General features: G+C 41.6%; 27 protein-coding genes and 1 riboswitch. Of the genes, 8 read left to right on the top strand and 19 right to left on the bottom strand.

The genetic code is table 11. The annotated features are described in order from the left end of the window. The first annotated feature begins 4 nt into the window (after nt 1–4). From ACH33_RS16810 to ACH33_RS16800, 3 genes are all read left to right on the top strand, one after another. On the top strand, nt 5–211 hold the full coding sequence (locus ACH33_RS16810) for a hypothetical protein (protein ID WP_139185013.1): 207 nt from the start codon (nt 5–7) through the stop codon (nt 209–211). Between the two features lie 159 nt (nt 212–370). Next, nucleotides 371–901: a helix-turn-helix domain-containing protein gene (locus tag ACH33_RS16805; RefSeq protein ID WP_057900028.1), complete on the top strand. Its 531-nt coding sequence runs from the start codon at nt 371–373 to the stop codon at nt 899–901. Next, the gene (locus tag ACH33_RS16800; RefSeq protein ID WP_057900027.1) at nt 901–1422 is read left to right on the top strand and encodes an IS630 family transposase; all 522 of its coding nucleotides are present in this window, start codon (nt 901–903) and stop codon (nt 1420–1422) included. Before ACH33_RS16805 ends, ACH33_RS16800 begins: the two co-directional genes overlap by 1 nt. Here ACH33_RS16800 and ACH33_RS20245 read toward each other — a convergent pair. The 4 genes from ACH33_RS20245 to ACH33_RS16780 all read right to left on the bottom strand — a co-directional run bounded on the left by ACH33_RS20245 (nt 1419) and on the right by ACH33_RS16780 (nt 4523). Further along, a complete protein-coding gene (locus tag ACH33_RS20245) occupies nt 1419–1625 on the bottom strand; it encodes an SMI1/KNR4 family protein (protein ID WP_057900026.1) in 207 nt (68 codons plus the stop codon). The two genes, ACH33_RS16800 and ACH33_RS20245, sit on opposite strands and share 4 nt — an antisense overlap. Before the next feature lie 854 nt (nt 1626–2479). Next, the gene (locus ACH33_RS16785) at nt 2480–2860 is read right to left on the bottom strand and encodes a hypothetical protein (protein ID WP_057900024.1); all 381 of its coding nucleotides are present in this window, start codon (nt 2858–2860) and stop codon (nt 2480–2482) included. A 16-nt stretch (nt 2861–2876) separates the two neighbouring features. Further along, a complete protein-coding gene (locus tag ACH33_RS19910) occupies nt 2877–3026 on the bottom strand; it encodes a hypothetical protein (protein ID WP_175493683.1) in 150 nt (49 codons plus the stop codon). Nucleotides 3027–3287: 261 nt separating this feature from the next. Next, the gene (locus ACH33_RS16780) at nt 3288–4523 is read right to left on the bottom strand and encodes an IS110 family RNA-guided transposase (RefSeq protein WP_057900023.1); all 1236 of its coding nucleotides are present in this window, start codon (nt 4521–4523) and stop codon (nt 3288–3290) included. Nucleotides 4524–4798: 275 nt separating this feature from the next. Here ACH33_RS16780 and ACH33_RS20615 point away from each other — a divergent pair, with 275 nt between their 5' ends. Next, nucleotides 4799–5101, top strand: coding sequence for a helix-turn-helix domain-containing protein (locus tag ACH33_RS20615; protein ID WP_442854484.1), 303 nt, complete (start codon nt 4799–4801; stop codon nt 5099–5101). 3 nt (nt 5102–5104) lie between these two features. Here the strand turns inward: ACH33_RS20615 and ACH33_RS16775 are convergent, their stop codons facing one another. The 10 genes from ACH33_RS16775 to ACH33_RS16740 all read right to left on the bottom strand — a co-directional run bounded on the left by ACH33_RS16775 (nt 5105) and on the right by ACH33_RS16740 (nt 11632). Continuing rightward, nucleotides 5105–5404 carry a hypothetical protein gene (locus ACH33_RS16775; protein WP_057900022.1) on the bottom strand — a complete coding sequence of 100 codons (300 nt, stop codon included), beginning with the start codon at nt 5402–5404 and terminating at the stop codon, nt 5105–5107. Nucleotides 5405–5482: 78 nt separating this feature from the next. Then, nucleotides 5483–6628, bottom strand: a complete 1146-nt coding sequence (locus ACH33_RS16770) for a phage/plasmid replication protein, II/X family (protein WP_057900021.1) — start codon at nt 6626–6628, stop codon at nt 5483–5485. A gap of 528 nt (nt 6629–7156) precedes the next feature. Next, nucleotides 7157–7306, bottom strand: a complete 150-nt coding sequence (locus tag ACH33_RS18895) for an IDEAL domain-containing protein (RefSeq protein WP_162265057.1) — start codon at nt 7304–7306, stop codon at nt 7157–7159. 50 nt (nt 7307–7356) lie between these two features. Further along, a complete protein-coding gene (locus ACH33_RS16765; RefSeq protein ID WP_057900020.1) occupies nt 7357–8166 on the bottom strand; it encodes a recombinase family protein in 810 nt (269 codons plus the stop codon). Nucleotides 8167–8351: 185 nt separating this feature from the next. Continuing rightward, nucleotides 8352–8849 (bottom strand): HGGxSTG domain-containing protein, encoded by a 498-nt coding sequence (locus ACH33_RS16760; protein WP_057900019.1) that lies wholly within the window; start codon nt 8847–8849, stop codon nt 8352–8354. An 86-nt stretch (nt 8850–8935) separates the two neighbouring features. Further along, a complete protein-coding gene (locus ACH33_RS16755) occupies nt 8936–9121 on the bottom strand; it encodes a hypothetical protein (RefSeq protein ID WP_057900018.1) in 186 nt (61 codons plus the stop codon). Between the two features lie 123 nt (nt 9122–9244). Further along, the gene (locus tag ACH33_RS19905) at nt 9245–9397 is read right to left on the bottom strand and encodes a hypothetical protein (protein WP_204244846.1); all 153 of its coding nucleotides are present in this window, start codon (nt 9395–9397) and stop codon (nt 9245–9247) included. A 4-nt stretch (nt 9398–9401) separates the two neighbouring features. Further along, nucleotides 9402–9866 (bottom strand): hypothetical protein, encoded by a 465-nt coding sequence (locus tag ACH33_RS16750; RefSeq protein WP_057900017.1) that lies wholly within the window; start codon nt 9864–9866, stop codon nt 9402–9404. A gap of 316 nt (nt 9867–10182) precedes the next feature. Next, on the bottom strand, nt 10183–10551 hold the full coding sequence (locus ACH33_RS16745; RefSeq protein ID WP_057900016.1) for a DUF7674 family protein: 369 nt from the start codon (nt 10549–10551) through the stop codon (nt 10183–10185). A gap of 16 nt (nt 10552–10567) precedes the next feature. Further along, entirely contained in the window at nt 10568–11632 is a 1065-nt protein-coding gene (locus ACH33_RS16740; protein WP_057900015.1) for a hypothetical protein, read from the bottom strand. Nucleotides 11633–12451: 819 nt separating this feature from the next. On the opposite strand from ACH33_RS16740, the gene ACH33_RS16735 reads away from it, so the two are divergent. Together ACH33_RS16735 and ACH33_RS16730 are read left to right on the top strand one after the other, a co-directional pair. Further along, a complete protein-coding gene (locus ACH33_RS16735; RefSeq protein WP_162265056.1) occupies nt 12452–12730 on the top strand; it encodes a DUF3986 family protein in 279 nt (92 codons plus the stop codon). 681 nt (nt 12731–13411) lie between these two features. After that, a riboswitch (cyclic di-GMP riboswitch) is annotated at nt 13412–13499 on the top strand. Nucleotides 13500–13823: 324 nt separating this feature from the next. After that, nucleotides 13824–15590, top strand: a complete 1767-nt coding sequence (locus ACH33_RS16730) for a methyl-accepting chemotaxis protein (protein ID WP_057900013.1) — start codon at nt 13824–13826, stop codon at nt 15588–15590. A gap of 864 nt (nt 15591–16454) precedes the next feature. Here ACH33_RS16730 and ACH33_RS16725 read toward each other — a convergent pair. Further along, the gene (locus tag ACH33_RS16725; protein ID WP_091260927.1) at nt 16455–17297 is read right to left on the bottom strand and encodes a YitT family protein; all 843 of its coding nucleotides are present in this window, start codon (nt 17295–17297) and stop codon (nt 16455–16457) included. 313 nt (nt 17298–17610) lie between these two features. Here ACH33_RS16725 and ACH33_RS16720 point away from each other — a divergent pair, with 313 nt between their 5' ends. After that, nucleotides 17611–18039: an Hsp20/alpha crystallin family protein gene (locus ACH33_RS16720; RefSeq protein ID WP_057900012.1), complete on the top strand. Its 429-nt coding sequence runs from the start codon at nt 17611–17613 to the stop codon at nt 18037–18039. Nucleotides 18040–18187: 148 nt separating this feature from the next. On the opposite strand, the gene ACH33_RS19545 is transcribed toward ACH33_RS16720, so the two are convergent. Further along, entirely contained in the window at nt 18188–18340 is a 153-nt protein-coding gene (locus ACH33_RS19545; protein WP_156424107.1) for a hypothetical protein, read from the bottom strand. Nucleotides 18341–18547: 207 nt separating this feature from the next. On the opposite strand from ACH33_RS19545, the gene clpB reads away from it, so the two are divergent. Then, entirely contained in the window at nt 18548–21169 is a 2622-nt protein-coding gene (clpB, locus tag ACH33_RS16715; protein WP_057900011.1) for an ATP-dependent chaperone ClpB, read from the top strand. A gap of 54 nt (nt 21170–21223) precedes the next feature. On the opposite strand, the gene ACH33_RS16710 is transcribed toward clpB, so the two are convergent. From ACH33_RS16710 to spoVAE, 3 genes are all read right to left on the bottom strand, one after another. Further along, nucleotides 21224–22081, bottom strand: coding sequence for a DUF421 domain-containing protein (locus tag ACH33_RS16710; RefSeq protein ID WP_091260921.1), 858 nt, complete (start codon nt 22079–22081; stop codon nt 21224–21226). Nucleotides 22082–22148: 67 nt separating this feature from the next. Continuing rightward, nucleotides 22149–22355 (bottom strand): DUF1657 domain-containing protein, encoded by a 207-nt coding sequence (locus ACH33_RS16705; protein ID WP_057900009.1) that lies wholly within the window; start codon nt 22353–22355, stop codon nt 22149–22151. A gap of 31 nt (nt 22356–22386) precedes the next feature. Continuing rightward, the gene (gene spoVAE / locus ACH33_RS16700) at nt 22387–22737 is read right to left on the bottom strand and encodes a stage V sporulation protein AE (protein ID WP_057900008.1); all 351 of its coding nucleotides are present in this window, start codon (nt 22735–22737) and stop codon (nt 22387–22389) included. Between the last annotated feature and the right edge of the window lie 4 nt (nt 22738–22741).

Here is a 22741-nt window from a genome sequence, read left to right as displayed (position 1 = left end):
CGATATGGTTCCCCCTCCCCCGGAAGTTAAGGATAGAAGTGAAGTATGGCAACGGTGTGCGGAACGGTATGGACGGCATTGGAAAGAAGTGCGTGACTCTATTCAAAACAAACGTTCTCTTTATCAACAAAAAGATTTTGAATGGATAACCAAACGATGGAAGCTGCACAAGCAGAAAAAGAAGCAAGAAAATCAGCGAAGGATAAAATAAACAAGTAATCATAGATACCTACCCTACTCCATAAAAATGTAAAAGAACAAAAGAACGGAAGGACAGGTGATGTTATATAGCTACCGATTAAGGGTTTAACAAACGGTTATTTGGCAATACTGGCTCCTATCATCACAATGATAAGGAGCGGATTATGTTATGAAAAAATCACTGATTACAAACACTCACGGATTTACGAGTGAAGCGTTACGAAAGGAAGAGCGTGCGATTTCTGATGCTTTTTTTCGGCAGCGTGTGACGGCTGTTCGGCTGATTCTTGAAGGTTTTTCTACGGTAAAAGCTGCAGAAGTACTGGGCATTTGTCGCCAGTCTGTCTCTACGTATGTCAAGATGTTTAATCGAGGTGGGATAGCTGAACTTCTTCAGCGTAATTTCCCTCCGGGAAAACAACCGTATCTTTCACCAGAAGAACAAATGGAGGTGAAAAAAGTGATATTGGAAAGCACACCGGAACAGGAAGGGATTGAACCGTCTCAATCGTGGGATACCCGCCTGCTTCAAAAATGGATCGAAGAACGGTTTTCTGTTACGATGTCACGTTCAGGTATCGCGGATATGCTTCATCGCTTAGGATTGCGTTGGAAGCGTACAACGTATGTATTGGCAAAAGCAAACAAAGAGAAACAGCAGGCGTTTGTACACCAGGTAGAGATGATAAAAAAAACGTAATGGACGAAAATACGGTACTGCTTGCACAAGACGAGACCCATGTTCACTCGTATCAAGCCCTTCGGGCTACATGGTCTCCGAAAGGAGAACAGAAGCAGATTCCAACATACGGTCATCACGCTCAGGTGACTTTATTCGGAACCGTAGATACGCAAACCGGCGACATATTCTGTACAACGGCAGATTCCTGTAATGCCGCTTCTTTTCTGGAATTCTTGAAGAAAGTGATGAAGCGCTATGCCAACAAGAAGGTCATTATGATCATCGATAATGCCCGTATTCATCATGCCAAACTCCTTCGTCCTTTTCTAAAAGAGCATCATCAGAGACTCTACTTATTGTTTTTGCCGCCGTATTCACCCAATCTAAATCCAATTGAAAAGCTTTGGCGCTGGCTTAAAGATAGTGTCATTTCAAACGTGTTTCACAAAAATCAATCGGAGATTGAACAGGCGGTTCAGCGATTTTTAGACTTTACACAATCTTGTCCAGAACAAGTACTACGTCGTATTGGCTATTAAACTGTCAATTGGAATGTATATAGTATATCTACACCAAACAGTCCACCCGCACCATAGTTTTTCAGAAACCATTTATAGCTTTGCGGAAACTCAACCTTTAGTTCACTTTCGATTTTTTCGATGTCCTCATCGGGGATTCCACCAGTAAAATCCGTATCGTCAGAGTGTTCTTGAATAAAAGCAATCAATTCGTCACGTTCCAATTTTTACCCCTCCTGAAAATACAAATTATCTTATTCTTTCCCTTCGAGTTGTTTGGCTCTCCATCTCCAGTACTTTGACCTGAAATTATCGCTTGGGTACGGGAAATCTGGATTTCGTCCACAAAAGCTACGAGTTTGACAGATTCGTCTTTAAAGATCATCTCTAGGCTATTCATGATTCCTTCTCTCCTTTTCCTTTACACACAAAGGAAATTTTTATGTAGGGGATACGGGATGTTACTGAAGCTATCTTTTCCAGACGCTTCCTAACGCTCATTTCCATAGTTTTTCTTATTTTTAGCTTCTGAACGATAGGTGGAGAGAGGGAAACTACCGCTTTCGTCCTCTTAGCGGGGGAATGGGGTGGTAGGGTAGGGGGGCATTCGTACTTTTTCGTATCCGAGAGAAGTCGGTATGTAGGAATTAAAATAACACGGACTGTTGCAGATATTACCACATATTATTTTTACCTCGGTTCTAAAATGGTTATGGGCGATTTAAACGGGGTAAATTTACATTCCCTCCTCAAACCATACGAATCTAAAACTAGTTAAACGAAATATCCCCTACAACGGTTTCTGGAAGTTTAACGCCCGATTTTCGCCGATAGGGGCTTTAAAATTATAAGGTAGTTCAAAGAGTTTTAAATTAAAGCATAGTACAATAGACTCCAGTGTAGGATGTACTTTCCCCGTCTTTTAAATGTCGAACGTTTTAAAACTATTCAAAGTCACCTTAAAGCTAATTAGGCCGCTTACGTCAAATAAAGGCTCTATTCGGCACTGGGTAGCCCCCACCAATAAGAAAAGCTATAGTAGGCAATTGTGCTCAACTATAGCTTCGCTTAAAATGTACTATCTTTTTAAAAACTCTACACTAATTCGGTCAACTTGCAACTCCACATACTTTCCAATTAAACCTAGATAATCAGCAAAATACTCATCTTCATCTAGGATCGTTATTCCTGCGTCTATTGAGTCCCTATTTAAAATACCTCGAATATAGTATTTGTAACCCGAGCCAATACGCTCCAATTCTTTCTTCTCATCGTATATTACTCTAATCTCTAACTCATCTAAAATTGTAAAACCGATTGAGACAGGATAACTTTTTCCTACTTCAATTTCATACGGACATACAGAAGTGAAACCTGTAAATTCAATTCCTTCCACCTCTAAGGTGACTTCTTCTTCTATATGCGGGTCTAATCTTTTAACTAATGCCAAATACTCCATCTCTAGCCCCCTCTTCTTACTCAACAGGATTGATTACCGGAATGTTTTTGCCGTTTATAGTTTTCCAAAACTTCTTGCCGCTTTGAGTATGATAAGTGGTAATTTCACCATTATTGTTCGTACCTACAAACTCAAATTTAGCTTTACCATCTCTGTTGTTACCCATAAATTTCACGTATCCTGTTCTAGTTTCTCCTTTATATTCATATTGTACCTTAATTCCGTTTTTGATTACGTCCTGTGCACCTTTTAAATACTCATCTGCATTCTTATATGTTCCACCAAATTCATTTCCGTGTTTTTTATAATGTGCCTCAAGTTTAGCACGGTCGGCAAACTGAGATGGAACTTTACCCGTCCCCTATGTTGTAAAGCTAGACTATTGAAAAGTAACGGTGGCTGCTAGATGTACCAGCAATACCACCAGTCAGCTTGCTTGTTTTTCTGCTTTTTCAGGAAGACGGAACGCTGTTTTGTTCTTCATCATGCCATAGATGATATTGACTAACCGCCGCATCACACATACCAATGCTTGGGTTGGCGTTTTGCCTTCTTCCTTCTTCCGGTTGAAGTATTCGTAAAAGAGCGGATTGCGCGGCTTTTTGCTCCCTTTTGAAACTTGTACTTGCTGGACAGCTAGGTTGTAAAACAAGCCATGCAATACCCTATTGCCCTGTCTGCTTTTTTGGTTCGTACCCTTACCGCCAGAACTGAAATTAACAGGTGCGATTCCTGCAAAACGTGCCAGTTTGTCTGCGCTGGCAAAGCGGTTAATGTCGCCTATTTCTGCAACTAGAGAAGATGCCGTTACCAAATCAATTCCTGGCATGGTTTCCAGTTGGAAATCTAGTACCTTCATCATTCTACCTAGTTCTTCCTCCACATACGCAATTTCCTTCTTTTTGAACTGTATATCTCTTACGTGGCTCTGGATAAGAAAGTTGCGCTGTTCTTGGTACTTTCTTGTTGTATCGCCATCTGCCTGAACCAATGCCAATATTTCCTCCGCCTTCCTTGTAGAGCAGGCGTTATTGCTCGACTTCCGCAAAAATGCCGACAATGTTTCTGCCGATACACCTTCCAGCAAATGCGGGGCGGGGTACTTCTCCCAAAACGCCAGCGCACATTTTCCGTCTATATCGCTAAAAAACTTCTTGTAACTGGGGTAATGGTAACTGAGTTGGGTGTGCAATTGGTTTTTAAGGGAGATCAATGCCTTCACCAAGCCATTCCTTCTCGTCACCAGTTGACCAATCGTCCAGTATACGTCTTGCGGGTTTGCGTCGGGTAACATGTCCAGCTTGTTTAGCAGGATTTTTGCTACACACTCCGCATCCCAGCTATCGCTTTTCTGTGTGGTCGGGTAACTTTTGCGCTCGGCGTAGGAAAGAGCGGAGTTTACTTCCTTCACCTTCTGTTTGTTTTCCAGCAGGTACACCGCTAATGCCCTGCCGTACCCGCCTACATCTTCCAACCCATACACAGGGGTCATGCCTCGCTTCTTGAACTGCTTGACATACGTGGTCAGTTCATCAAAAGCGGCGGGCTTGTTCTCAAACGTAATTTCCCCCAGCTTCTCGTTCCAGCAATTGATCACCACAGCCGTATGGGTCTTCTTGTGCAGGTCAACCCCGATGTAAATATGCTTCTGTTTGTAGTGCATGCAAGGCATCACCCCTGTCTATGAAATGCGTTGAAATGTAAAAAATGTCGGCAACCTCAGCTCAAGCGTTAGTCAACAGGTGACCCGCAACGGGACGCCAGCCAGTCCATTTTCTCGTCGTTCAACGTCTGACATATATCAATATCCTGTTGTTTTTTAAGCGCCGAGCAAAATTATTTTTGTTTTTTCTCCACTTGCTTCATTTTGCTGGATAATAGCGCTTGGGCAAAGTAACGGTTATACGTTGATGCGTAGTATACGATTTCTTCCAAAATCTGCACAACCCCGATTTTTTTAGTCGTTTTCCTAGGTGGAAAGATCGTAAACTAGTAGTAACCGTTACTACTTGGCAGAAAGGAGAATACCCGTCTATTGTCCGGCTGCGTCTAGGTGACATTTTGCAAGAAAAACAGATAACTCGTCAGCAACTTGCCAATCAAGCAGGCTTGCGTCCCAGTACCGTAAGTGATCTATGCAATCGTCCCGTTCAGCGTATCTATCTCAGCACGATTGCTACCCTTTGCGAGACGCTAGACGTATCTGTCAGTGATCTGTTTGTTATTGAACCTGCCGATTAACCCTCATTGCGGTTCAGAGGGTTCAATCTGATAAGTTGGAAGGTATGCAAACAAGCTTTTCTGCTTTATCCAGGGAGGTATTTTATCCATACCTCCCATGTTTTCAGCGGCTTTGTTCAATTTCCGCTTATTCCTAGCCTTTTCTCGGTCTAAATGTGTTAGCAGAAACACGAATTGTCCCATTGTCATATGTTTTGCTAAAAAGTACATCCGTTTCGAGCGAATATACCGAATCATGTCTTCGCACACTGCGATTCTCTCCTGTGCTTGCATCGCCTTTTTCGCGTAATTGGTTCTTCTCATGGGTTTGTCCTCCTCGTATTTGTTTCATACCCTGTAAATGATCGCCTCTGCATAACCGCTTGCTGCCCCTTCAAATAGTCAGCAGGTGGTTTTCTTTGGATTCGCTTCTGAAATGAGGAAATAGAGGCGTAGCTGTTCCTTCACTATGTCCGCTTCTTCCGTCCATCTTCGTTCGTCTTCTCTGACCGGTGCAAATCCATCCGGTATCATTCCCTGTGTTTTCCCCAGTAGAATATCTGTACCTCGCCATGAGCATCCTGCTTTCCGTAAATCTCGTAGATGTTCATAGAAGGTGGTAGGCTTGTAGGTTTTCTTGACAAATTCTTCGCCCAACGTCGCCATCATGTGCCATGTGCTAAACAAGCGACCTGCTCGTCTCTCCCCATACAGTTCCGCCAATCGTTGCTGAACAGCATGTATGGTACACACCAGGCTCATGCCGTTCCTTCCTCGTCTTACTACTTTCGCCATTTCTTTGTCATATACGCCTTTTAGATACTCATCTGTCACTTCTGAAACCAAGGGCTGATGCCCATAGTCGTCCCGCAGCTTTTTGGTGCGTATCTCCACCTCCGCCCGCAAAATTTGGTCAGCCAGCTTCTGCAATCGTTCTGCCTCTGCTTCCCCGAACACCTTTATCACCCGTTGCCTGTCGTGCTTACAAAACTCTGAACCTTTGTGATAATATTTCACACAGGTCGATTCCCCTTTGAGAAACACACCTTGCTTCCCATACGTCTGTACGTCCTTTCTTGCACATTTTTCGCCCAGTTGAAGCCCGCCGATCCACGCTTTCACTGCCTGTTCCGATGGCAATACAAACACTTCTGCCCAATCTACCCGCAGCACTTCCCACAACAAGGCAGAAGGTAATGGTACACCTAACCATTCTCCTACCTTCTCTACCAACCATACCATCGTCGTCTGAAAATGCTCGGGGCCGCCATACACGTTATGACCCATGAGCTGTTTATGTACGCTACATTCTAGCGTCACATACGGTTCACACTTGATGTTCCTACCCCCAAATCCACGCTTTGACCTTTCCACTTTCACAGAAATTCGCGCATCAAATGACCCTTCCAGACTTTTGGTCGTAAAGGAGTGCAAAACTTCCCCTGTTTGTTGGTCTACTTTTTGCCGCAATATGCTCTGCTGTTCAATCTTCTTCGCCAATTCTTCACTAATGAATGGTGAACGTAGGGTAACTGTGTCAATCGCCATTTTCTTTACTTCCTTTCCCGAATGTTGTTCTTGTAAGCGCCCGCGCCAAACGGCTGTTTTGTATTGTTTTTAACGGTTAAGCGTAGTTTTGTTGCGTGATATACTATTGGACAAACGTGTTCATCATGTTCCGTGTCCTGTCCATGAAAACTTTCATAGAGACATATAATAAACCCAAAGCAAAAGTTAAATTCTGAGAAATAAATTATCTATCTCTCCGGTCCGTCTTGAAAAATAAACAGCAAAAAAGCACTTGAAATCACTAATAAAAGTGTTTTTCAAGTGCTTTAAGTGTGTGCTTTCTAAGTTTCCAAAGTTTGGTTAAGTTAGTGATATCGACTGAAACGCAATGGGATACTGTATCGAGATTATGACATATGCTTTGCTTGGAGTCAATCATAACGTATAACCCTGTGAGCAGGTGCACTCTCGTTTATTTTCCTACGGCTCGGTGTTCTTTATGGTACGCCTACAAGAAAACTTCTTCTCGCCCGGTTCTCGTTGGTCTGCTGTTTTTCTTTCCGTATCCTAGTCGATTACTCCTAGCAGGCGGCGCATTTCGACCTCTAGTTCACGAAGCCGTTTTTGTCGCTTGACCAGTTCTTCAAACCATTCCTTGTCCTTCATGGCTAATGCCATGTCTATCAGTTCGTTGTAATCCTCTGAACACATCATCATCTGTTCTTTGAATTCGCTCATTTCTCCATCCTCCCATCGTTTATCGACGATTAGCTGACCTGCCTTGCCTTGTTCCACAACTGGCGGCTAATGATACGGGGAAATACGTCTTTCTGCCGGATGCCGTTCCGTTCTTTTTGTCCGTTGTACGTGTTGAAACCTGTATACGTCTCATTGTTCAAAATGTTTTGCACCTGCACCACTGTCCATTGCTTACCGTTCTTCGTTGTTATGCCTGCTCGGTTCAACTTGCAAGCGATTTTGTATGGGTTATTCCCTTCCACATAGAGTTGAAAGATGCTCTTTACCGTCTGCGCTTGTTGCTCGTCCAACAAGATCGTCCCATTCACTACCTGATAGCCGTATGGCACACCGCCACCTGCGTATTTATTCTCTCTAGCGGTGGCAATCCGTCCACTTTTCGTCCGTTCGTTGATAATCTTCCGTTCAAACTCTGCAAAAGAACCGATCATTTGCAGGAACAGCATCCCTTGCGGAGTGGAAGTATCAAAGTTTTCCGACACGCTAATGAAGGCGATGCCCTTCGGTTCCAGTTCGTCCTCTATCAGTTCCAGCAGATTTTTCAGCCGTCTATGGATGCGGTCTGCCTTTAGGACAACGATACCGCTGATCTCGTTTTCCGTTTGCTCTATGTATTGCATCATATCTCGGTAGCCGCCACGTTCTTTCGTGCTTCCACTTTCCCCTTCGTCAATGAACATCTTTGCCAGTTCCCAGCCTTGGCTGATACAGTATGCTTCTATCTTCCTTACCTGCTCCGCTATGGATGTATTTCCAATCTGGCTATCTGAAGATATGCGGGCATACCCGACCACCTTCTTGATTGTCTCTTGAACCATTTCCAGTTCCTCCTATTTTTTGTTACAGTATACGACCTGGGTGATGCGAATCACAATTCCTTTTATCCTTCCTGCCAGTCGCCAACCGTGATCGTGGTAAGCCAGCACCATTTTGATTTTTGCCTATCCCCACAGCGGCAATAAAAAAGAGCGAACAAAGCCCTGTAGCCTTGTTTGCCCCTCTGCTAGTTGAAATATTTCTTTCTCGCCTGATCGAGTATTTCAGCTAATTTGTCTAATGATCCATCGCTTTTATTGCCTTGCATTTCTAACAGCCTACTGCTCTCCCTTATCAGGTTTACCATGTTCATTTCAACCCTCGTGATTGCTTCCTCAATGGCACGTATGGCGGCAGGATTCGGCTTTTCCTTTTGTTGCTCTTGCTTAATGCGTTCCATCATGCGCCGTATGCGGATTTCAGATAACTTGAACCGATTTCTCACTTGCGCTGTCGGGTCAGTTGATACGAGGACATACAATTCCCGTTCTTCCTCAGTTAGTGTATCTAGCCAGATCGCTTCATACTGACCATGCTTCAATGCGTTTTTATTCCCTTTTAACTTTGAGCGGTCTTTCGGTCCAGTGGACTTTCCACCATGTAACCTACAGCGTCCATTCGCCAAAGCGGCTTTTCTACAAGGCTCGCTGTTTCTTGTCTTTGCCCCGCACAGTTTTTTCTCCATCCTTTCACCCCTAACCTCATTTCATGGGGTTCGTTTCCCCAATCGGGGGAGGACTACACGCCCCCAGCTTATCTGCTTATTTTCAATCAGTGCTTCAACTCCAAATCCTTACACCTATTTTCAAAATCTATAAACGCTTCTGTTAATCCGTTCGCTTGTATGAAGGCTCTGTATAGATCGAGTTTATCTGCCAGTATCTCCATTCTGTCTAAAAGCCTGTGATTCGTTTGTAGCTGATTCCATAATTGCTGTTCCAACTGTTGTTTATTCATCTGCTTTTTCCTCCTGTGACCGTTGTATTTGGTTTGTATCGTGGTTTCGTTCCTTGTCAGGTAAAATGCCCTTGCCTTGATTGTTGATACGGTTTGCGCTACAAGAGCGTGGGGCTGTGTGGGTTATTCTTTATACTGCCTTGCCTTGCGTTCCCAATATCGCCGCTCGTACTCTCTTTGCTTCTCTTTATTTTCTGGTTTTTGCCGCCATTTCCGTCTGTACTCTCTTTCGTACTGACGGCGTGCTTCTAAAGCTTCTTTGCTTAATTGTGCCATTCGTCTATCCCTCCAATTCTTCCAGTTTCGCCATTTGGAAAACTAATAGTTGTTCCGTTTCCCGTATTCGTTCCTCTGCCCGCCGAATCATCGCCGCCGCTTCTTCCTTTACCTCGTCCAAATCCTGTTTCTGACGGGCTAGCACACTTTTGTTATGCTGTACAGTCTCCCTTAATCCAGAGGCTTCACGTTGTAATTCTTCCAGACGGCGAATGGCTTCCAGCCTTGGGTGTCCGTCCTTTTTGTCGGCCAATTGGTCAAAGAATTCAGCCTGTTCGAGTAGCTGTTTTACTTCCTTCGCTACTTGCGGGTCGATACTGCCAGAGCGTCTTAACTCGTCCGCCTGTTTCCTCAGTTCCTGTGCTTTCTGGCAGAATCCCCTTACTTCCTCTACGATTGCCTCGTACTCTGCTTGTGCCTGAGCAATTAAGCCAACCTTTTCTTCTACTGCTTGTACACGTTTTGCCATCGTTTTTCTTCCCCTTTCGTTTTTTAGAATGAAAAAAGGCTCACTCCCCCTCACATTGCAAGTTGGAATAAGCCTTCTAAGTTTATTAGGCGTGTTTGTCAAGTGTGTAAGTGTATGGTTTGTTGGTTGTATTGTACGACCCTGCTTCAATGAAGTAAACCTGATAATATGTATTTTCTTCTACACGAAATCAACCATTACTTTGTCCTTTCCATTATCGTTCTAGCCATCCTGTACTTGCATGGAGTTTGCGTATGAAAAAAGCCTCGGGGTAAAAATGCCCCCAAGGCTAATAAAGTATTCTCCCTTTCTCCAGTTAGGACCTACCAAGTCCTCGTTCAATCTCATAGCTCATTTGTAAAGTCCGTTTACCCATATATTTCTTTGCTTTTTCCAACAGTGTCTTATCGTCACCGATATATTCTAACACTGTACATCCTAAAACCTCTTGAACCATGATATCTTCACAAGCAGCCATTCTTTCGAAGAAGTCAAATATTTTGACTAACAGCTCTTCTTCTCCCTGTTTACTTAATAAAGATCTGACAAAAGGATTTAAGACATCTCCAAAAATATTATGTGGACCAGGTTGTTCTTCTCCCCACCACTCCATTTCTTTTTCATAATCAGGCTTTATCTCAGGAACCGCCTTTAATAGTTCGTCGATTAAACAATCATAGTTCAAGATTTATCACATCCATTTATTTTATTTGCAGAGCGTCTTTGAGATCATCTAATAACTTCTGTGCTGTTGCTAGGTCGTTAGGGTTCAAATTCTCTTTCTTAATTATATTTTCTAGATTTCGAACTCGCTCAATACCTTTTTGAATATGAGACTTTCCACCTACAAGTTGACCTGTTGAGAGTTCATGTCGAATTGCATCCGCTAATCCACCATCCCCAATGGTTGCTCCTGGACGATACATTTGATCAATAGCATTTTTTAATTTTTGATTTGAAACCGCGTTTAACAGGGTATCGCGTGTTGAAAGTTTTCCCGTCCCCTTAGTTGCATTCCCAGTGGATTGTTTCGGCTTCGGCGGTTGTAATGGCTGTTTCGCTTTATCCAATCTTTTTGTAATTTTAACCGTTTTATTGATGTTTTTGACAACCTTAAGTCTTCCTAAAAACAAATTTTCTAATGCTCCGCCTGCGGCTTTCACATCATCCATCGTCCATTTATTGTCTGTTAATGCGTCAAAATTCTCTTTTCCAACTAATTCCCTGGTTAAGGGTTTATAATTTGAAAGCGTAGCAAGCTCTTTGGCTCCGTGAGAAAAAGCAGGTTTGAACTCTCTTCCAAACTTCTTTAATCCAACTACCAGATCATCCATCATACTACGCTTTGGTGGAGGTGATGGGGAGACTGATTTTGGTTTTTGAATGGATTTTGGCTTCTGCAACTTTTTAATAGCGGAATTTTGTTTCTTTATCACCTCAGCCTTCATGATCTTCTTTAATTTGTAAATCTGTTCAATGGGCAATAGGTTGGTTGCGAGTTTTCTAGCGGAAGTGCATACCTTACCTAAGGTCTGAAAGGACTGAGTGAACCCTTTCCACAATTGTTTTGTAGCTTTTTCATAAGCTTTTATTTCTTTTAATTGCCTTCTTCCAGCCTTTGTTCTTTTTAATTTTTCCTCCTGCTTTTTCCTTCTCTTTTGATATTCTTTTTCCGCTCTGTTGAGTGATTTTTGAAAACTTTTTGAGTTCACAACACTTTTTCCGAGCCTATACATATCATATATATTTTTTAACGATCCAAACACTTCGTCTTCACTCTTTCTTTTTTTGAGTCGGACGTAAAGGAAATAAGTTACATATAATGCATGCATCGCCCAATATATACATATATTAACAATTTAAAATATTTTCCACCTAATTCATAGACCTATTTTTACAAATTATAGGATTATGCATAATTGATTATATTTACCCTTTACCATTCAGCGATTATAAGTTTTGCAACACCATCTAAGTTTTTAAAGCATGAATTTTTAGGGACGAGTTAAGAGTCTATATAACCATGGAAAGTGGTATAAGTATGGGATTTAAAATAGCATCAAAAGTATTGAGTTTTGTTTTATGTTTTAGTTTATTGTTAGGAACAGTTTCGCCTGCTATGGCTATGAAATCAGGATGAGTCTATAACTGTTACTAACAAGGAGATTAAGTCATTTGAAGAAGAATTTACATTTCTGGTTGAGGACCCAGTTTTTCAGCAATTAGAGAGAGAATTAGAAGATAAACAAAAAGATAACAATGAGGTTCGAGCCGCAGTTGCTCCAGTAGTAGCAAACGCTTTAAGAGTATTATTAGAAAAAGTAGGTAAATAAGCGGCTGAACAAGCATAGAACGTTGCTAAGCCCTATGTTCAAAAAGCTTTAGATGCTGCTAATGAATATACTATAGATGGTCCAGGAGGTGGTGGGAGGATTATACAGGTAAGAGTTAAAAAAACCGGTCAACCAATATTTAGACTAGATTATTATCCAATAAAGGCCGGGGGACCTTATGTTTTACATTATCATGTAGCACCAGATATGAAGGAACATCATGTGATATTTTAGGAGAGGCGAGTGGTAATATTGTCTGATCAATATGACCATAATATCCATTTACATATTGGATATCAAGATGAAAATTATGACATAGAAGTTATAGCTTTTAAAAAGAAAGATGCAGATATTTGGGATGTTTATATAAATTTTGAAGAAAATAGTATATTGGTGAATAAAAGTTTAACTAATTCTCCTAAAATTGATCCTTTTGGTTACTATGCTTTTTCTATCATTCAAAAGGATATAAGCTACGAAGAGGGGAGTATAAAATTAAAAGAGTGGCTGTTAAAAAACCAAATTATTTGAATTTTGTAGATATGTATCCTTGTAAATAGGGGTCCCGGCAGAAAAATACAGGAAATATATGACAATGCAATTTGTGGAATTAAAAAATTGATTTTTCCTACATTAAGGAATCATCGGTTTTTTATTGGAGAATAATTTTACACTTTTGGTTCCATCTGATACGTTTCTAAAAGAAGAAGGAACAATTAGAATTCCCCTTTACATGTTACTATAGCAGTAAGCTGATCAGCCTACTGCTTTTTATTTTTAAAAATAAATTTGTTTCATTTTTACTTTTAACATAACACGCGATTCATCCCCCACCTACGCCGGAGGCGTGAAGGAAGGGGACTTCTTGCGTGTTATGTTAAATAGCTTTAAAATCAAGGATTTTCGCAGGCTCATAAACTACGTTTCACCCGCATTTCATCTGTTCTCTAAATTTGAAATTTACGGGTATTGCTTGGAATGCAGATAGTAGCAAACGTCAAACTCCTTGATTTTTCAAGGGCTTTCTTTTTTTTATAGTTGACCAAACGTTTAGAAAATAGTGTTTTGCCCCCCCTTTTTTTTAAATTTTATTTTATTAATAAAACAATATGAATAATTAGATATAATTTATGTTATTACAGTATTGAAGTAATGGAACTTTATGACTATAATATAAGAGATATAAGTGCTAATTAACTGCAAAACTTAATTTAACGATAAAGGCAAACTTATCGAAAGATAAGGACGCAAAGCCACGGGTCTAAGGTTCAATGTGAATGATGACAGCCGGGTTACCGAAATCTTTTTAAAAAGTTTGATGAATTTAAAAAAAGGCTATTCCGCATTCGGTAATCTTAGGGAGCGGTATGGCCTTTTCTGTTTTTTACATAAGTAGCGATAAGCCTAGCTTTCGTATCGTATTTATGTAGTTTGTTTATCAATATAGAGTCATAATGAAAGGGAGTGAGATTTAGCATTCAGTACATAGTAATTAGTGAAGGAATAGACAGATATACGTTCAGTTTGGTAGCTAGGAAACATCAATTAAATAGTAAGACAATATATCGCTCGATACGCAAATATAAGGAAGGTAAAACAGTCTTTATAAAAGGAGGATATTACTATGATAAAAAGGAAAATTATTTTTAGTATAAGATGGAAATTAATAATAGCAGTAACCATTTCAATCATGATTTCAAGCTCTCTGGTAGGTGTTGTTACTTATTACTCTGCAAAAAGCGAACTTGAGAAAGCAGGTATTGAGCATTTACATCAAATTGTTGATGGTGCAATCACGATAATTCAGGTAATGGATGAAGAAGTTAAAAATGGCCATCTTACATTGGAAGAAGCCCAAAACAGAGCAAAGGATTATATCAACGGTCCGTTGTTAGAAGATAAGAAAAAGCGGGATTTAAGTAAATCGCATTTTATCTATAAAAAAGAAGGCTATATGTGGGCTTATGATGACAATTACATTGCAGTTATGCACCCGCTAGGATATGAAGGACAAAATCAAAAGGATTTCAAGCTTGAAGATGGTTCTTATTTGATACAAGATCTTGTGAAAGCTGGTAAAAATAGCGATCCTAACGAACGGTTATTAACCTATACGTGGAAAAATCAAGACGAGGCTAAAGAACGACCACAAATGAGTTATGTAGAGTATTACAAACCTTGGGGATGGACACTTGGTATTGCTGTATATCCAGAAGAATTTTATGGCTCTCTTCCTCTTATAAAAGGGGTTATAGCCGGAGGTATTGCTTTATTTTCACTAATTTGTATGGGTGTATTTATATGGTTATTTAATAAAAAAATCAAACTTATTTTGTATGTTAGTAGTATAGCGAAAAAGATAAGTGAAGGAGACTTAACGGTAAAGACGATTGATACAAAGTCTCAAGACGAGATAGGAGAACTTGCTAATGCGATTAATGAAATGGTAACAGGCCTAAAAGGCATTATCAAAAAAGTAAATGACGCCAGTATGCATGTTATTGCTTTATCGGAACAACTAATAAAAAATATGGAACAAACAGATGAAGCCAGCAAGCAAATTGCTATCACTGTTGAGGGGCTGAACCAAGGAGCAGAAGCCTCTTCTCAAACAGCGGAAGAGGTGGCAAGTACGATGGAGGAAACAGCCATAGGAATTGAACGTATTGCTGATTCATCCTCTAGAGTGGCGGAAACATCTGAAAGCTCGGTGAAAGAAGTGGAAAATGGAAATGAAGCGCTATCCAAGGCAATTCAACAGATGCAATCTATTAGCAAATCAGTTGATGATACGACTTCGTTGGTTAAAAAACTAGAGGACCATTCTAAGGAAATTGAGAGAATTACAGATGTAATTACGGAGATTACAGAACAAACAAATTTATTATCCTTAAATGCGGCTATTGAGGCAGCGCGTGCTGGAGAACATGGAAAAGGTTTTGCGGTTGTAGCAGATGAAGTAAGGAAACTTGCTGAACAATCGAAAAAATCGGCAGAGGGGATTACTGGGTTTATTAAGCAAATGCAGGAGCATACTCGTAAAGTTATATCTGGTATGCAGAAAGAAGCGGAGGAAGTTGAGTCTGGAATGGCGGTTATCAATGAGGCGGGCAAATCTTTAGAGAGTATTAGAATAGCCTTCCAACATGTGAACAATCAAATCCAGGAAGTGTCAGCAGCTTCCCAGCAATTATCTGCAGGAGCAGAACAGGTAACGGCTTCTATACAGGAAATGGCTGGGGTAGCCAAAGAAGTAGCCGTTGGTTCAGAAAATATCGCATCAGCTATTGAAAAACAATCCTCTCTAATAGATGAATTGTCAAGTTTCACTATTACTCTTAGAAATCTTGCGCAGGAATTGCAATTGTCTGTAGATAAATTCAAATTATAATTGAATTTTACAGTTTCTTTTAGAATTCAAGCAAGCTGCCAAACGAAATGTCAGAATGAAGAGAAAACAGGTAAGTAAATGGCTCAGATGATCCCATACCAGCATCCCCGCCAAATTATTAAATGTTTGGCGGGGATTTTTGGATCGTTCAATAATTATTCACAAAAGCATTATTAATACTATGTTAATATGAAAATGATTATCTAGTATAAGGAGAATGTGAACATGGGATATATAGTTTTACTTGCTGTTTGTCTTGTTTCTGGAGTGGCGGTTTTATTTGGAGCGTCTAAGTCACTAAAAAATGAATAGCAAACACAAACCATGAAACCCGGCGTGCTCGGACTTTTTGTTTGCTATCACTAACCGTGAACCTCAACATATTTCAATAATTATTCATAAAAGTCTCATAAAGATATCGAAATTTTGAATTAAAATAAATAGGAGATTGATTTGATTAAGGAGGAACGATCCATGAATACGGAAACTTTCGATGGCATATTCTTGATAGTTTTTACTGTTTTGATGGTGGCTACATTTGTTATAACATGGTTAGGATATAAAATGATAAAAAGTAAAGAGTAGAAATGGAGCATACTCTTTTTTTTTGGCTGTAGTTGATATTTCGATGTCGATTTTATGGTGAGAGGATAGATAAATGATATTATGTTTCTTCTTACCATCCTATACCGGGATTTTGAGCCAAGCGATTTTTATCCCCTCAATGAATGAAGGGGCGTTTAGTCACATGAATTCGTAAATATGAAAGGGGTTGGCCCATTATTTTTAGGACAGCCCCTTTTTTAATGGTTAGTAACTTTTCAACCTTCGAATAACAAAATTAGAAATGATAAGAGGAGTGGATTAGCGCTTGAATCCTTCGCCCAATACTTCTATAGAATTGGATATAATAACGAACGCAGAAGGATCGGCGTTTTTAACTAGCTGCTTTAATTTTGACAGTTCGCTTTGTTCAAGTACGCATAGTAAAACCGGACGTTTTTCATTCGTGTAGCCGCCTATGCCGGTTATTTTCGTAACCCCTCTATCGATTTCATTTAAAATTACGTGACGAATTTCTTCATCTTTATCCGAGATAATGATGGCCATTTTTGTATAGCTTAAGCCTAATTGTACAATATCAATGATCTTTCCGGTTAAATAGATGCTGATTAAAGCGTAAAGCGCCTGCTCAAAGCTAAACACGAAAGCAGATGTAACAACAATCAGACCATCAATAATCACCATGCAAATTCCCAGTGATAGATTGGTGAATTTGTGAATAATATGGCCGACAAGCGCCGTTCCGCCAGTGGAGCCTTTTCCGCGAAATACGATGCCAAGCCCTAAGCCCACACCCAATCCGCCAAACAGCGCTCCTAAAAGCGGATCGGTGGTCGCTGGTTTTATTCCTTCCGTCAAATAAACGACAAAAGGTAAAAACGTTGTTCCCACAAGGGTTTTTAAACTGAATTCTTTTCCGAGCAAAAGGGTTCCTAAGAAGAATAAGGGAAGATTGAATGCCCATTGAACATAAGATGGCTTCCAGCCAAATAATCCGTAAAAAATGGTGCTAAGGCCGCTAATTCCGCCGGCGGCAATTTCATTTGGCAATAAAAACAGAGTAAAAGCTAAAGCAACAATCGTTGAACCAATGAGTATTTCTACGTATTCCAATCCCAAAATTACTTTAGGATTCAAGGACATGATTCTACGATAGAGTGTTGTAGCCATGGTTGTTTCCACGCTCCTAACCCCTATTGATGCAGGAAAATACGTTTGAAAGTATAACACTATTCTCAAGAAAATGTAAACAGCAGCCAGGTGCTGCTTCACCTTATTAAAATTATGCTGGACTCGCAGGAAATGATGTATGCAGATTTTTGATCGATAAAGTTTCCTGCTCCACATAAATACAAATATGTTTTAATGTGGAGCCAATGAATCATCAAATGCATAAAAAATAATGGAGGGGGAAAATATATTTTTGTATAAAAATAAGCGATAGGAGGCAACGAGCATGGCCCTAATTCCTTACGAGCCATTTCGTCACCTTGAAAATTTAAGAAGAGAGCTCGATCAGTTCTTTGCAACCGGTTTTCCGGCTGATAAGGATTTTGGCGTCCCTCGGATCGACATACATGAGACTGAGAACGAAATTGTAGCATCTTGTGATATTCCCGGATTAGAGAGAAAAGAAGACATTAATATTGATGTCGAAAATAATGTACTTTCGATCAGCGGAAGTGTTAACAGAGTTCATGAAACGAAAGAAGAGCAAATGCACAGGCAAGAACGGTTTATTGGACGTTTTCATCGTTTGGTGACGTTGCCTGCTCGTGTTTCGGCTGAAGGGGTAAAAGCGACGTACAGAAACGGGGTGCTTGAGATACGGATGCCGAAAGTAAAGCAGCACAATAACAAGAGAATTGACGTAGAATTCCATTAAAGATAAGCGAAACACGAAAGCGCTCTAAGCGTTTCATATGCAGACGCAATGCTTCTCATACAGATAATAATGAATCCCCGCTTGTTAGCAGGGATTTTTTTGTCCTAAGCTCCGATTTAGCGACAATATACGTCTATATGTATCGGGATCAAGGTTCATCTTGCACATGTTCCTCCTTTCTCTTTCCTATATCTTCCAACTTTTGATTGCGTTCTGGTGTACTGGGTGCCTGCTTCTGCTTTTTGTGCTTTTCCTCCAGCTCTCTGAGCGTTGTCGGAGTTCCTATCTTTTCCTGATCCATACTAATCTCCTCCTGTAATTCTTGCACCTATAGAAATAGTATGTGAGAAGAAATTCTGTTTTACTCCGTCGCACTGCTGGCTTTCAAAATTAGGTTTTTATATTTTGGCTTGATTAAGCCGGAACGAAAAACAGGCTATAATAGAAGTGTTATGATTTTATTATGTCAATCAGAAAAAATGAAAGGAAGAAGGAGGCGCACACATCTATGGATATGAACCGTTTCACCCAGAAATCGCTGGAAGCGATTCAACAGGCGGAAACGAAGGCGCTTCGGTACGGGAATCCTGAAGTGGAAACGGAACACTTGCTGCTTGCTTTGTTGACGCAGCATGAAGGACTGTTGCCGCGCTTGCTGAACAGAATGAATATCCCTTGCGAAACGATAACGCGAGAAGTGGAAAAAAGAATCTCACAAAAGCCTCGCGTATCTGGTCCAGGGCGAGAAGCGGGCAAAATTTATATAAGTCCTGCGGTCAACAGTATTTTATTGAAAGCGGAAGATGAAGCGAAAGCGATGCATGATGAATATGTGTCGGTTGAGCATTTGTTTCTTGGCATTTTGGAGGAAGCGAAGAAAACAACGTTGCACAATATTTTTGCTGCTCATGCTGTTACTCGTGAAGCATTTCTTGCCGTTTTGCATGAAGTAAGAGGGGGACAGCGCGTCACAAGTGCGACACCGGAAACCACATATGAAGCGCTTGAGAAGTATGGATATGATTTGGTAGAAGCGGCCCGCCGCAATAAGTTGGATCCGGTCATTGGCCGCGATGCGGAAATTCGTCATGTTATCCGGATACTGTCCCGTAAGACGAAAAACAATCCCGTTCTTATCGGGGAGCCGGGAGTAGGGAAAACGGCTATCGTTGAGGGGCTGGCCCACAGAATTGTGCGCGGGGACGTGCCGGAAGGATTGCGCGATAAACGAATTTTTGCGCTTGATATGGGCGCGCTCATCGCCGGTGCCAAATACAGGGGTGAATTTGAAGAACGGCTGAAAGCCGTGTTGCAAGAAATTAAGCGGAGCGAAGGCAAAATCCTGCTCTTCATCGACGAGATTCATACGATTGTTGGTGCGGGTCGGACGGAAGGTGCGATGGATGCGGGCAATCTGCTGAAGCCGATGCTAGCCCGCGGCGAACTGCACTGTATTGGTGCCACAACGCTTGATGAATACCGTAAATATATTGAGAAAGATGCGGCGCTCGAACGTCGTTTTCAGACAGTGATAGCGGATGAACCGACGGTAGAGGATACGATTTCGATTTTGCGCGGTCTTAAAGAGCGATTTGAAGTGTTTCATGGTGTCAAAATTCACGACAATGCGTTGGTTACGGCGGCCGTGTTATCGCATCGCTATATTATGGATCGGTTCTTGCCGGATAAAGCGATCGATCTTGTGGACGAAGCGTGCGCCATGATTCGCACCGAAATTGATTCCATGCCGGCCGAGCTTGATGAAGTGGCGCGACGCGTGATGCAGTTGGAAATTGAAGAAGCTGCGTTGAAAAAAGAAACAGATCCGGCGAGTCAGGAGCGGCTGGAACAATTGCGGAAAGAACTGACCGAGCGCCGTGAACGGCTGGCGGCGATGAAAGCACAGTGGGAAAGCGAAAAGCAGGCGCTGGGGAACATTCGGAAGCTGCGTGAAGAAATCGAACAAATTCATCAGGCGATCGCGCGGGCGGAACGTGAATACGATTTGAATAAAGCCGCTGAACTTAAGTACGGCAAGCTTCCGGAAGCAGAAAAGAGGTTGAGAGTGGAAGAAGAAAAGCAGGCGTCCCGCAAGATGGAAGGCTCTTTGCTGCGGGAAGAGGTGACGGAAGACGAGATCACCCGCATTATTTCTCGCTGGACAGGCATTCCACTTTCCAAGCTGGTGGAAGGCGAGCGGGAGAAGCTGCTTAAGCTTGATAAAATTTTGCACCGGCGTGTTATCGGTCAGGATGAAGCGGTAGATCGCGTAGCGGATGCCATTATTCGTGCCCGAGCAGGCATTAAAGATCCGCGCCGTCCGATTGGCTCCTTTATCTTCCTTGGACCGACCGGCGTCGGGAAAACAGAGTTAGCCAAAACGCTCGCTGAGACGCTGTTCGATACGGAAGACAATATAGTGCGCATTGATATGAGCGAATATATGGAGAAGCATAGCGTATCCCGCCTGATTGGCGCACCGCCCGGCTATGTCGGATTTGAAGAGGGCGGACAGCTGACGGAGGCGGTGCGCCGCAAACCGTATTCCGTTGTTTTGTTTGATGAAATCGAAAAAGCGCACCATGATGTATTTAATGTATTGTTGCAAGTGCTGGATGATGGAAGAATTACTGATTCGCAGGGACGTACGGTCGATTTTAAAAATACCGTCATTATCATGACATCTAACATTGGCTCCGCTTATTTGCTGGAGGGAATTACGGAAGACGGAGATATTAAGGATGAAGCGCGCGAACAAGTAATGGCAGAGTTGCGGATGCATTTTAGACCTGAATTTTTGAACCGGGTCGATGAAATTGTGTTGTTTAAGCCGTTGACTACAGAAGAAATCAACCGGATTGTTGATTTGCTTGTAGATGATTTAAGAAAACGGCTCGCAGAGCGTGGAATCGAGCTGAAATTGGCGGAAACGGCCAAAGCTTATATTGCCAAAGAAGGTTATGATCCGGTATATGGGGCGCGTCCGTTGCGCCGGTTCTTACAGCGTCACCTTGAAACGTTGATCGCCCGCGCGCTTATTGGCGGAAAAATTATGGAAGGCGCATTGCTGACAGTGGATTATGAAAATGAAAAGCTTACGCTTAATTGGAAAAATCGCCCTGAAGACTAATAGAGATAATAGAGAAAAAGACATCCCGCTTTCCAAATGGAGGGTGGGATGTTGTTATTTGAGATAAGGGGTTAATTGTTCAACTGCGTTTTGCAATTTTGCGGCCGCTTTGTTGTACAGTTTCTTTGATTCGCTTGACTTTGTCTCAAGTGCGAACAATTCAAATTCAGCCTGGCATTTTTTTAATGTGGCTAATAGTAATTGATTTTCAGACGGCTCCGGTATTTGAAGCTGGTCATTATACAAGTCTAGGTACAATTGTCCCTGAGCATCAACCTGTCCGATGAATACATTATCAAGTGTAACACCTGCTTTTTCTAATTCCGTATTCAGCCATTGTATGTTGTGGCCGCTTGCTTTTAGCGCGTCCAGTATAATATTTCCGTCCATAATGACAGTTTCAGGTTCGTGTTCTGCATCAACAACAGAGTTTAAATCTTTAAGGGTTACGGATTGCGCTTCTTTCTTTGGCATGACGCTCAATTCTCCGCTTGTTTCTAGCATGGCGAATTCCACATCGGCAATTTTAAAATTACCTTTCAGGCGCAATTGTTCAAGCAATTCATCTGTGCTGATGCGTTCTTTTTTCATGTTTTCTTCCAGCACTTTTCCGTTTTTGATGAGAACAGTGCCTTTTCCCTCGAATAAGTCGCGCACGAACTTGCTCTTCAGTGAAAGATAATCCACCAGGAAAGGAATCAGGGCAAAAACCAGCAAACTGGTATAGCCATGAACGAGATTGTTTTCAAGATCCGTGGCGACGTAGGCGGCCATGTCCCCGATGCTAATGCCTAACACATACTCGAAAAATGTTAGTTGGGCTAACTGTTTTTTTCCATTTAAACGCGTAACAATAAATAAAGTAATAAGAGCAAAAAAGGCACGCAGTGCAATGTGGATAACGTCATTCATGCCATTCACCTCATAATGGCAGGGAAGACGGAGTCGGTGACCCGTCTTCCTATGTTTTTTCCCGGGTTTAGAACCCTTTGTACTGTGGTTCTTCTTGTTCTAGTTGTTTTACGCGCGTTTCTAATGAATTGATAATCGCTTGGGCTTGCTGCGCGTTTTGCGTGAACAGTTGCTTAGCCTGTTGGTTTTGTGTATTCAGTGCAAATGTTTCCAGACTTGCCTGAGCACTCTTCAGGCTTGCAAGCGCTTGTTTTACTTGTGCAGATACTGTCATGAATTTCACCTCCACAGCAGATAGTATGTGCTTATCCTTTTGGATTAAACACAAGTGCGCACAAAAAACCGAAAATAATAGCCGCAGAAATACCGGCGCTCGTTACTTCAAAAATTCCCGTAATAATGCCGATGACACCATCTGTTTGCATTTCCTGTATCGCTCCATGAACAAGCGCATTTCCAAAGCTTGTAATCGGAACAGTTGCTCCTGCTCCGGCAAATTTGATCAGCGGCTCATACAGGCCGAGCCCATCCAGAATGGCGCCGGCCACGACAAGTGTGGACATCGTGTGTGCGGGTGTCAATTTTGCCACATCCATTAGCAATTGACCGATTACGCAAATGATTCCACCTACGATAAAAGCCCAGAAAAAAATCATGCAT

The organism is Aneurinibacillus sp. XH2, assembly GCF_001439585.2.
In the GTDB taxonomy this organism is placed as follows: domain Bacteria; phylum Bacillota; class Bacilli; order Aneurinibacillales; family Aneurinibacillaceae; genus Aneurinibacillus; species Aneurinibacillus thermoaerophilus.
The sequence above is the reverse complement of the archived record's forward strand: the minus strand, read 5'-3'. Positions and strand labels throughout refer to the sequence as shown.

Bases quoted from the DNA above. Each gene is read 5' to 3' on its own strand.
- ACH33_RS16810 (WP_139185013.1), top strand. From the start codon at position 5: ATGGTTCCCCCTCCCCCGGAAGTTAAGGATAGAAGTGAAGTATGGCAA.
- ACH33_RS16805 (WP_057900028.1), top strand. From the start codon at position 371: ATGAAAAAATCACTGATTACAAACACTCACGGATTTACGAGTGAAGCG.
- ACH33_RS16800 (WP_057900027.1), top strand. From the start codon at position 901: ATGGACGAAAATACGGTACTGCTTGCACAAGACGAGACCCATGTTCAC.
- ACH33_RS16785 (WP_057900024.1), bottom strand. From the start codon at position 2,860: ATGGAGTATTTGGCATTAGTTAAAAGATTAGACCCGCATATAGAAGAA.
- ACH33_RS19910 (WP_175493683.1), bottom strand. From the start codon at position 3,026: ATGGGTAACAACAGAGATGGTAAAGCTAAATTTGAGTTTGTAGGTACG.
- ACH33_RS16780 (WP_057900023.1), bottom strand. From the start codon at position 4,523: ATGCACTACAAACAGAAGCATATTTACATCGGGGTTGACCTGCACAAG.
- ACH33_RS16775 (WP_057900022.1), bottom strand. From the start codon at position 5,404: ATGAGAAGAACCAATTACGCGAAAAAGGCGATGCAAGCACAGGAGAGA.
- ACH33_RS16770 (WP_057900021.1), bottom strand. From the start codon at position 6,628: ATGGCGATTGACACAGTTACCCTACGTTCACCATTCATTAGTGAAGAA.
- ACH33_RS18895 (WP_162265057.1), bottom strand. From the start codon at position 7,306: ATGATGATGTGTTCAGAGGATTACAACGAACTGATAGACATGGCATTA.
- ACH33_RS16765 (WP_057900020.1), bottom strand. From the start codon at position 8,166: ATGGTTCAAGAGACAATCAAGAAGGTGGTCGGGTATGCCCGCATATCT.
- ACH33_RS16760 (WP_057900019.1), bottom strand. From the start codon at position 8,849: ATGGAGAAAAAACTGTGCGGGGCAAAGACAAGAAACAGCGAGCCTTGT.
- ACH33_RS16755 (WP_057900018.1), bottom strand. From the start codon at position 9,121: ATGAATAAACAACAGTTGGAACAGCAATTATGGAATCAGCTACAAACG.
- ACH33_RS19905 (WP_204244846.1), bottom strand. From the start codon at position 9,397: ATGGCACAATTAAGCAAAGAAGCTTTAGAAGCACGCCGTCAGTACGAA.
- ACH33_RS16750 (WP_057900017.1), bottom strand. From the start codon at position 9,866: ATGGCAAAACGTGTACAAGCAGTAGAAGAAAAGGTTGGCTTAATTGCT.
- ACH33_RS16730 (WP_057900013.1), top strand. From the start codon at position 13,824: ATGATAAAAAGGAAAATTATTTTTAGTATAAGATGGAAATTAATAATA.
- ACH33_RS16725 (WP_091260927.1), bottom strand. From the start codon at position 17,297: ATGTCCTTGAATCCTAAAGTAATTTTGGGATTGGAATACGTAGAAATA.
- ACH33_RS16720 (WP_057900012.1), top strand. From the start codon at position 17,611: ATGGCCCTAATTCCTTACGAGCCATTTCGTCACCTTGAAAATTTAAGA.
- ACH33_RS19545 (WP_156424107.1), bottom strand. From the start codon at position 18,340: ATGGATCAGGAAAAGATAGGAACTCCGACAACGCTCAGAGAGCTGGAG.
- clpB (WP_057900011.1), top strand. From the start codon at position 18,548: ATGGATATGAACCGTTTCACCCAGAAATCGCTGGAAGCGATTCAACAG.
- ACH33_RS16710 (WP_091260921.1), bottom strand. From the start codon at position 22,081: ATGAATGACGTTATCCACATTGCACTGCGTGCCTTTTTTGCTCTTATT.
- ACH33_RS16705 (WP_057900009.1), bottom strand. From the start codon at position 22,355: ATGACAGTATCTGCACAAGTAAAACAAGCGCTTGCAAGCCTGAAGAGT.
- spoVAE (WP_057900008.1), bottom strand. From the start codon at position 22,737: ATGATTTTTTTCTGGGCTTTTATCGTAGGTGGAATCATTTGCGTAATC.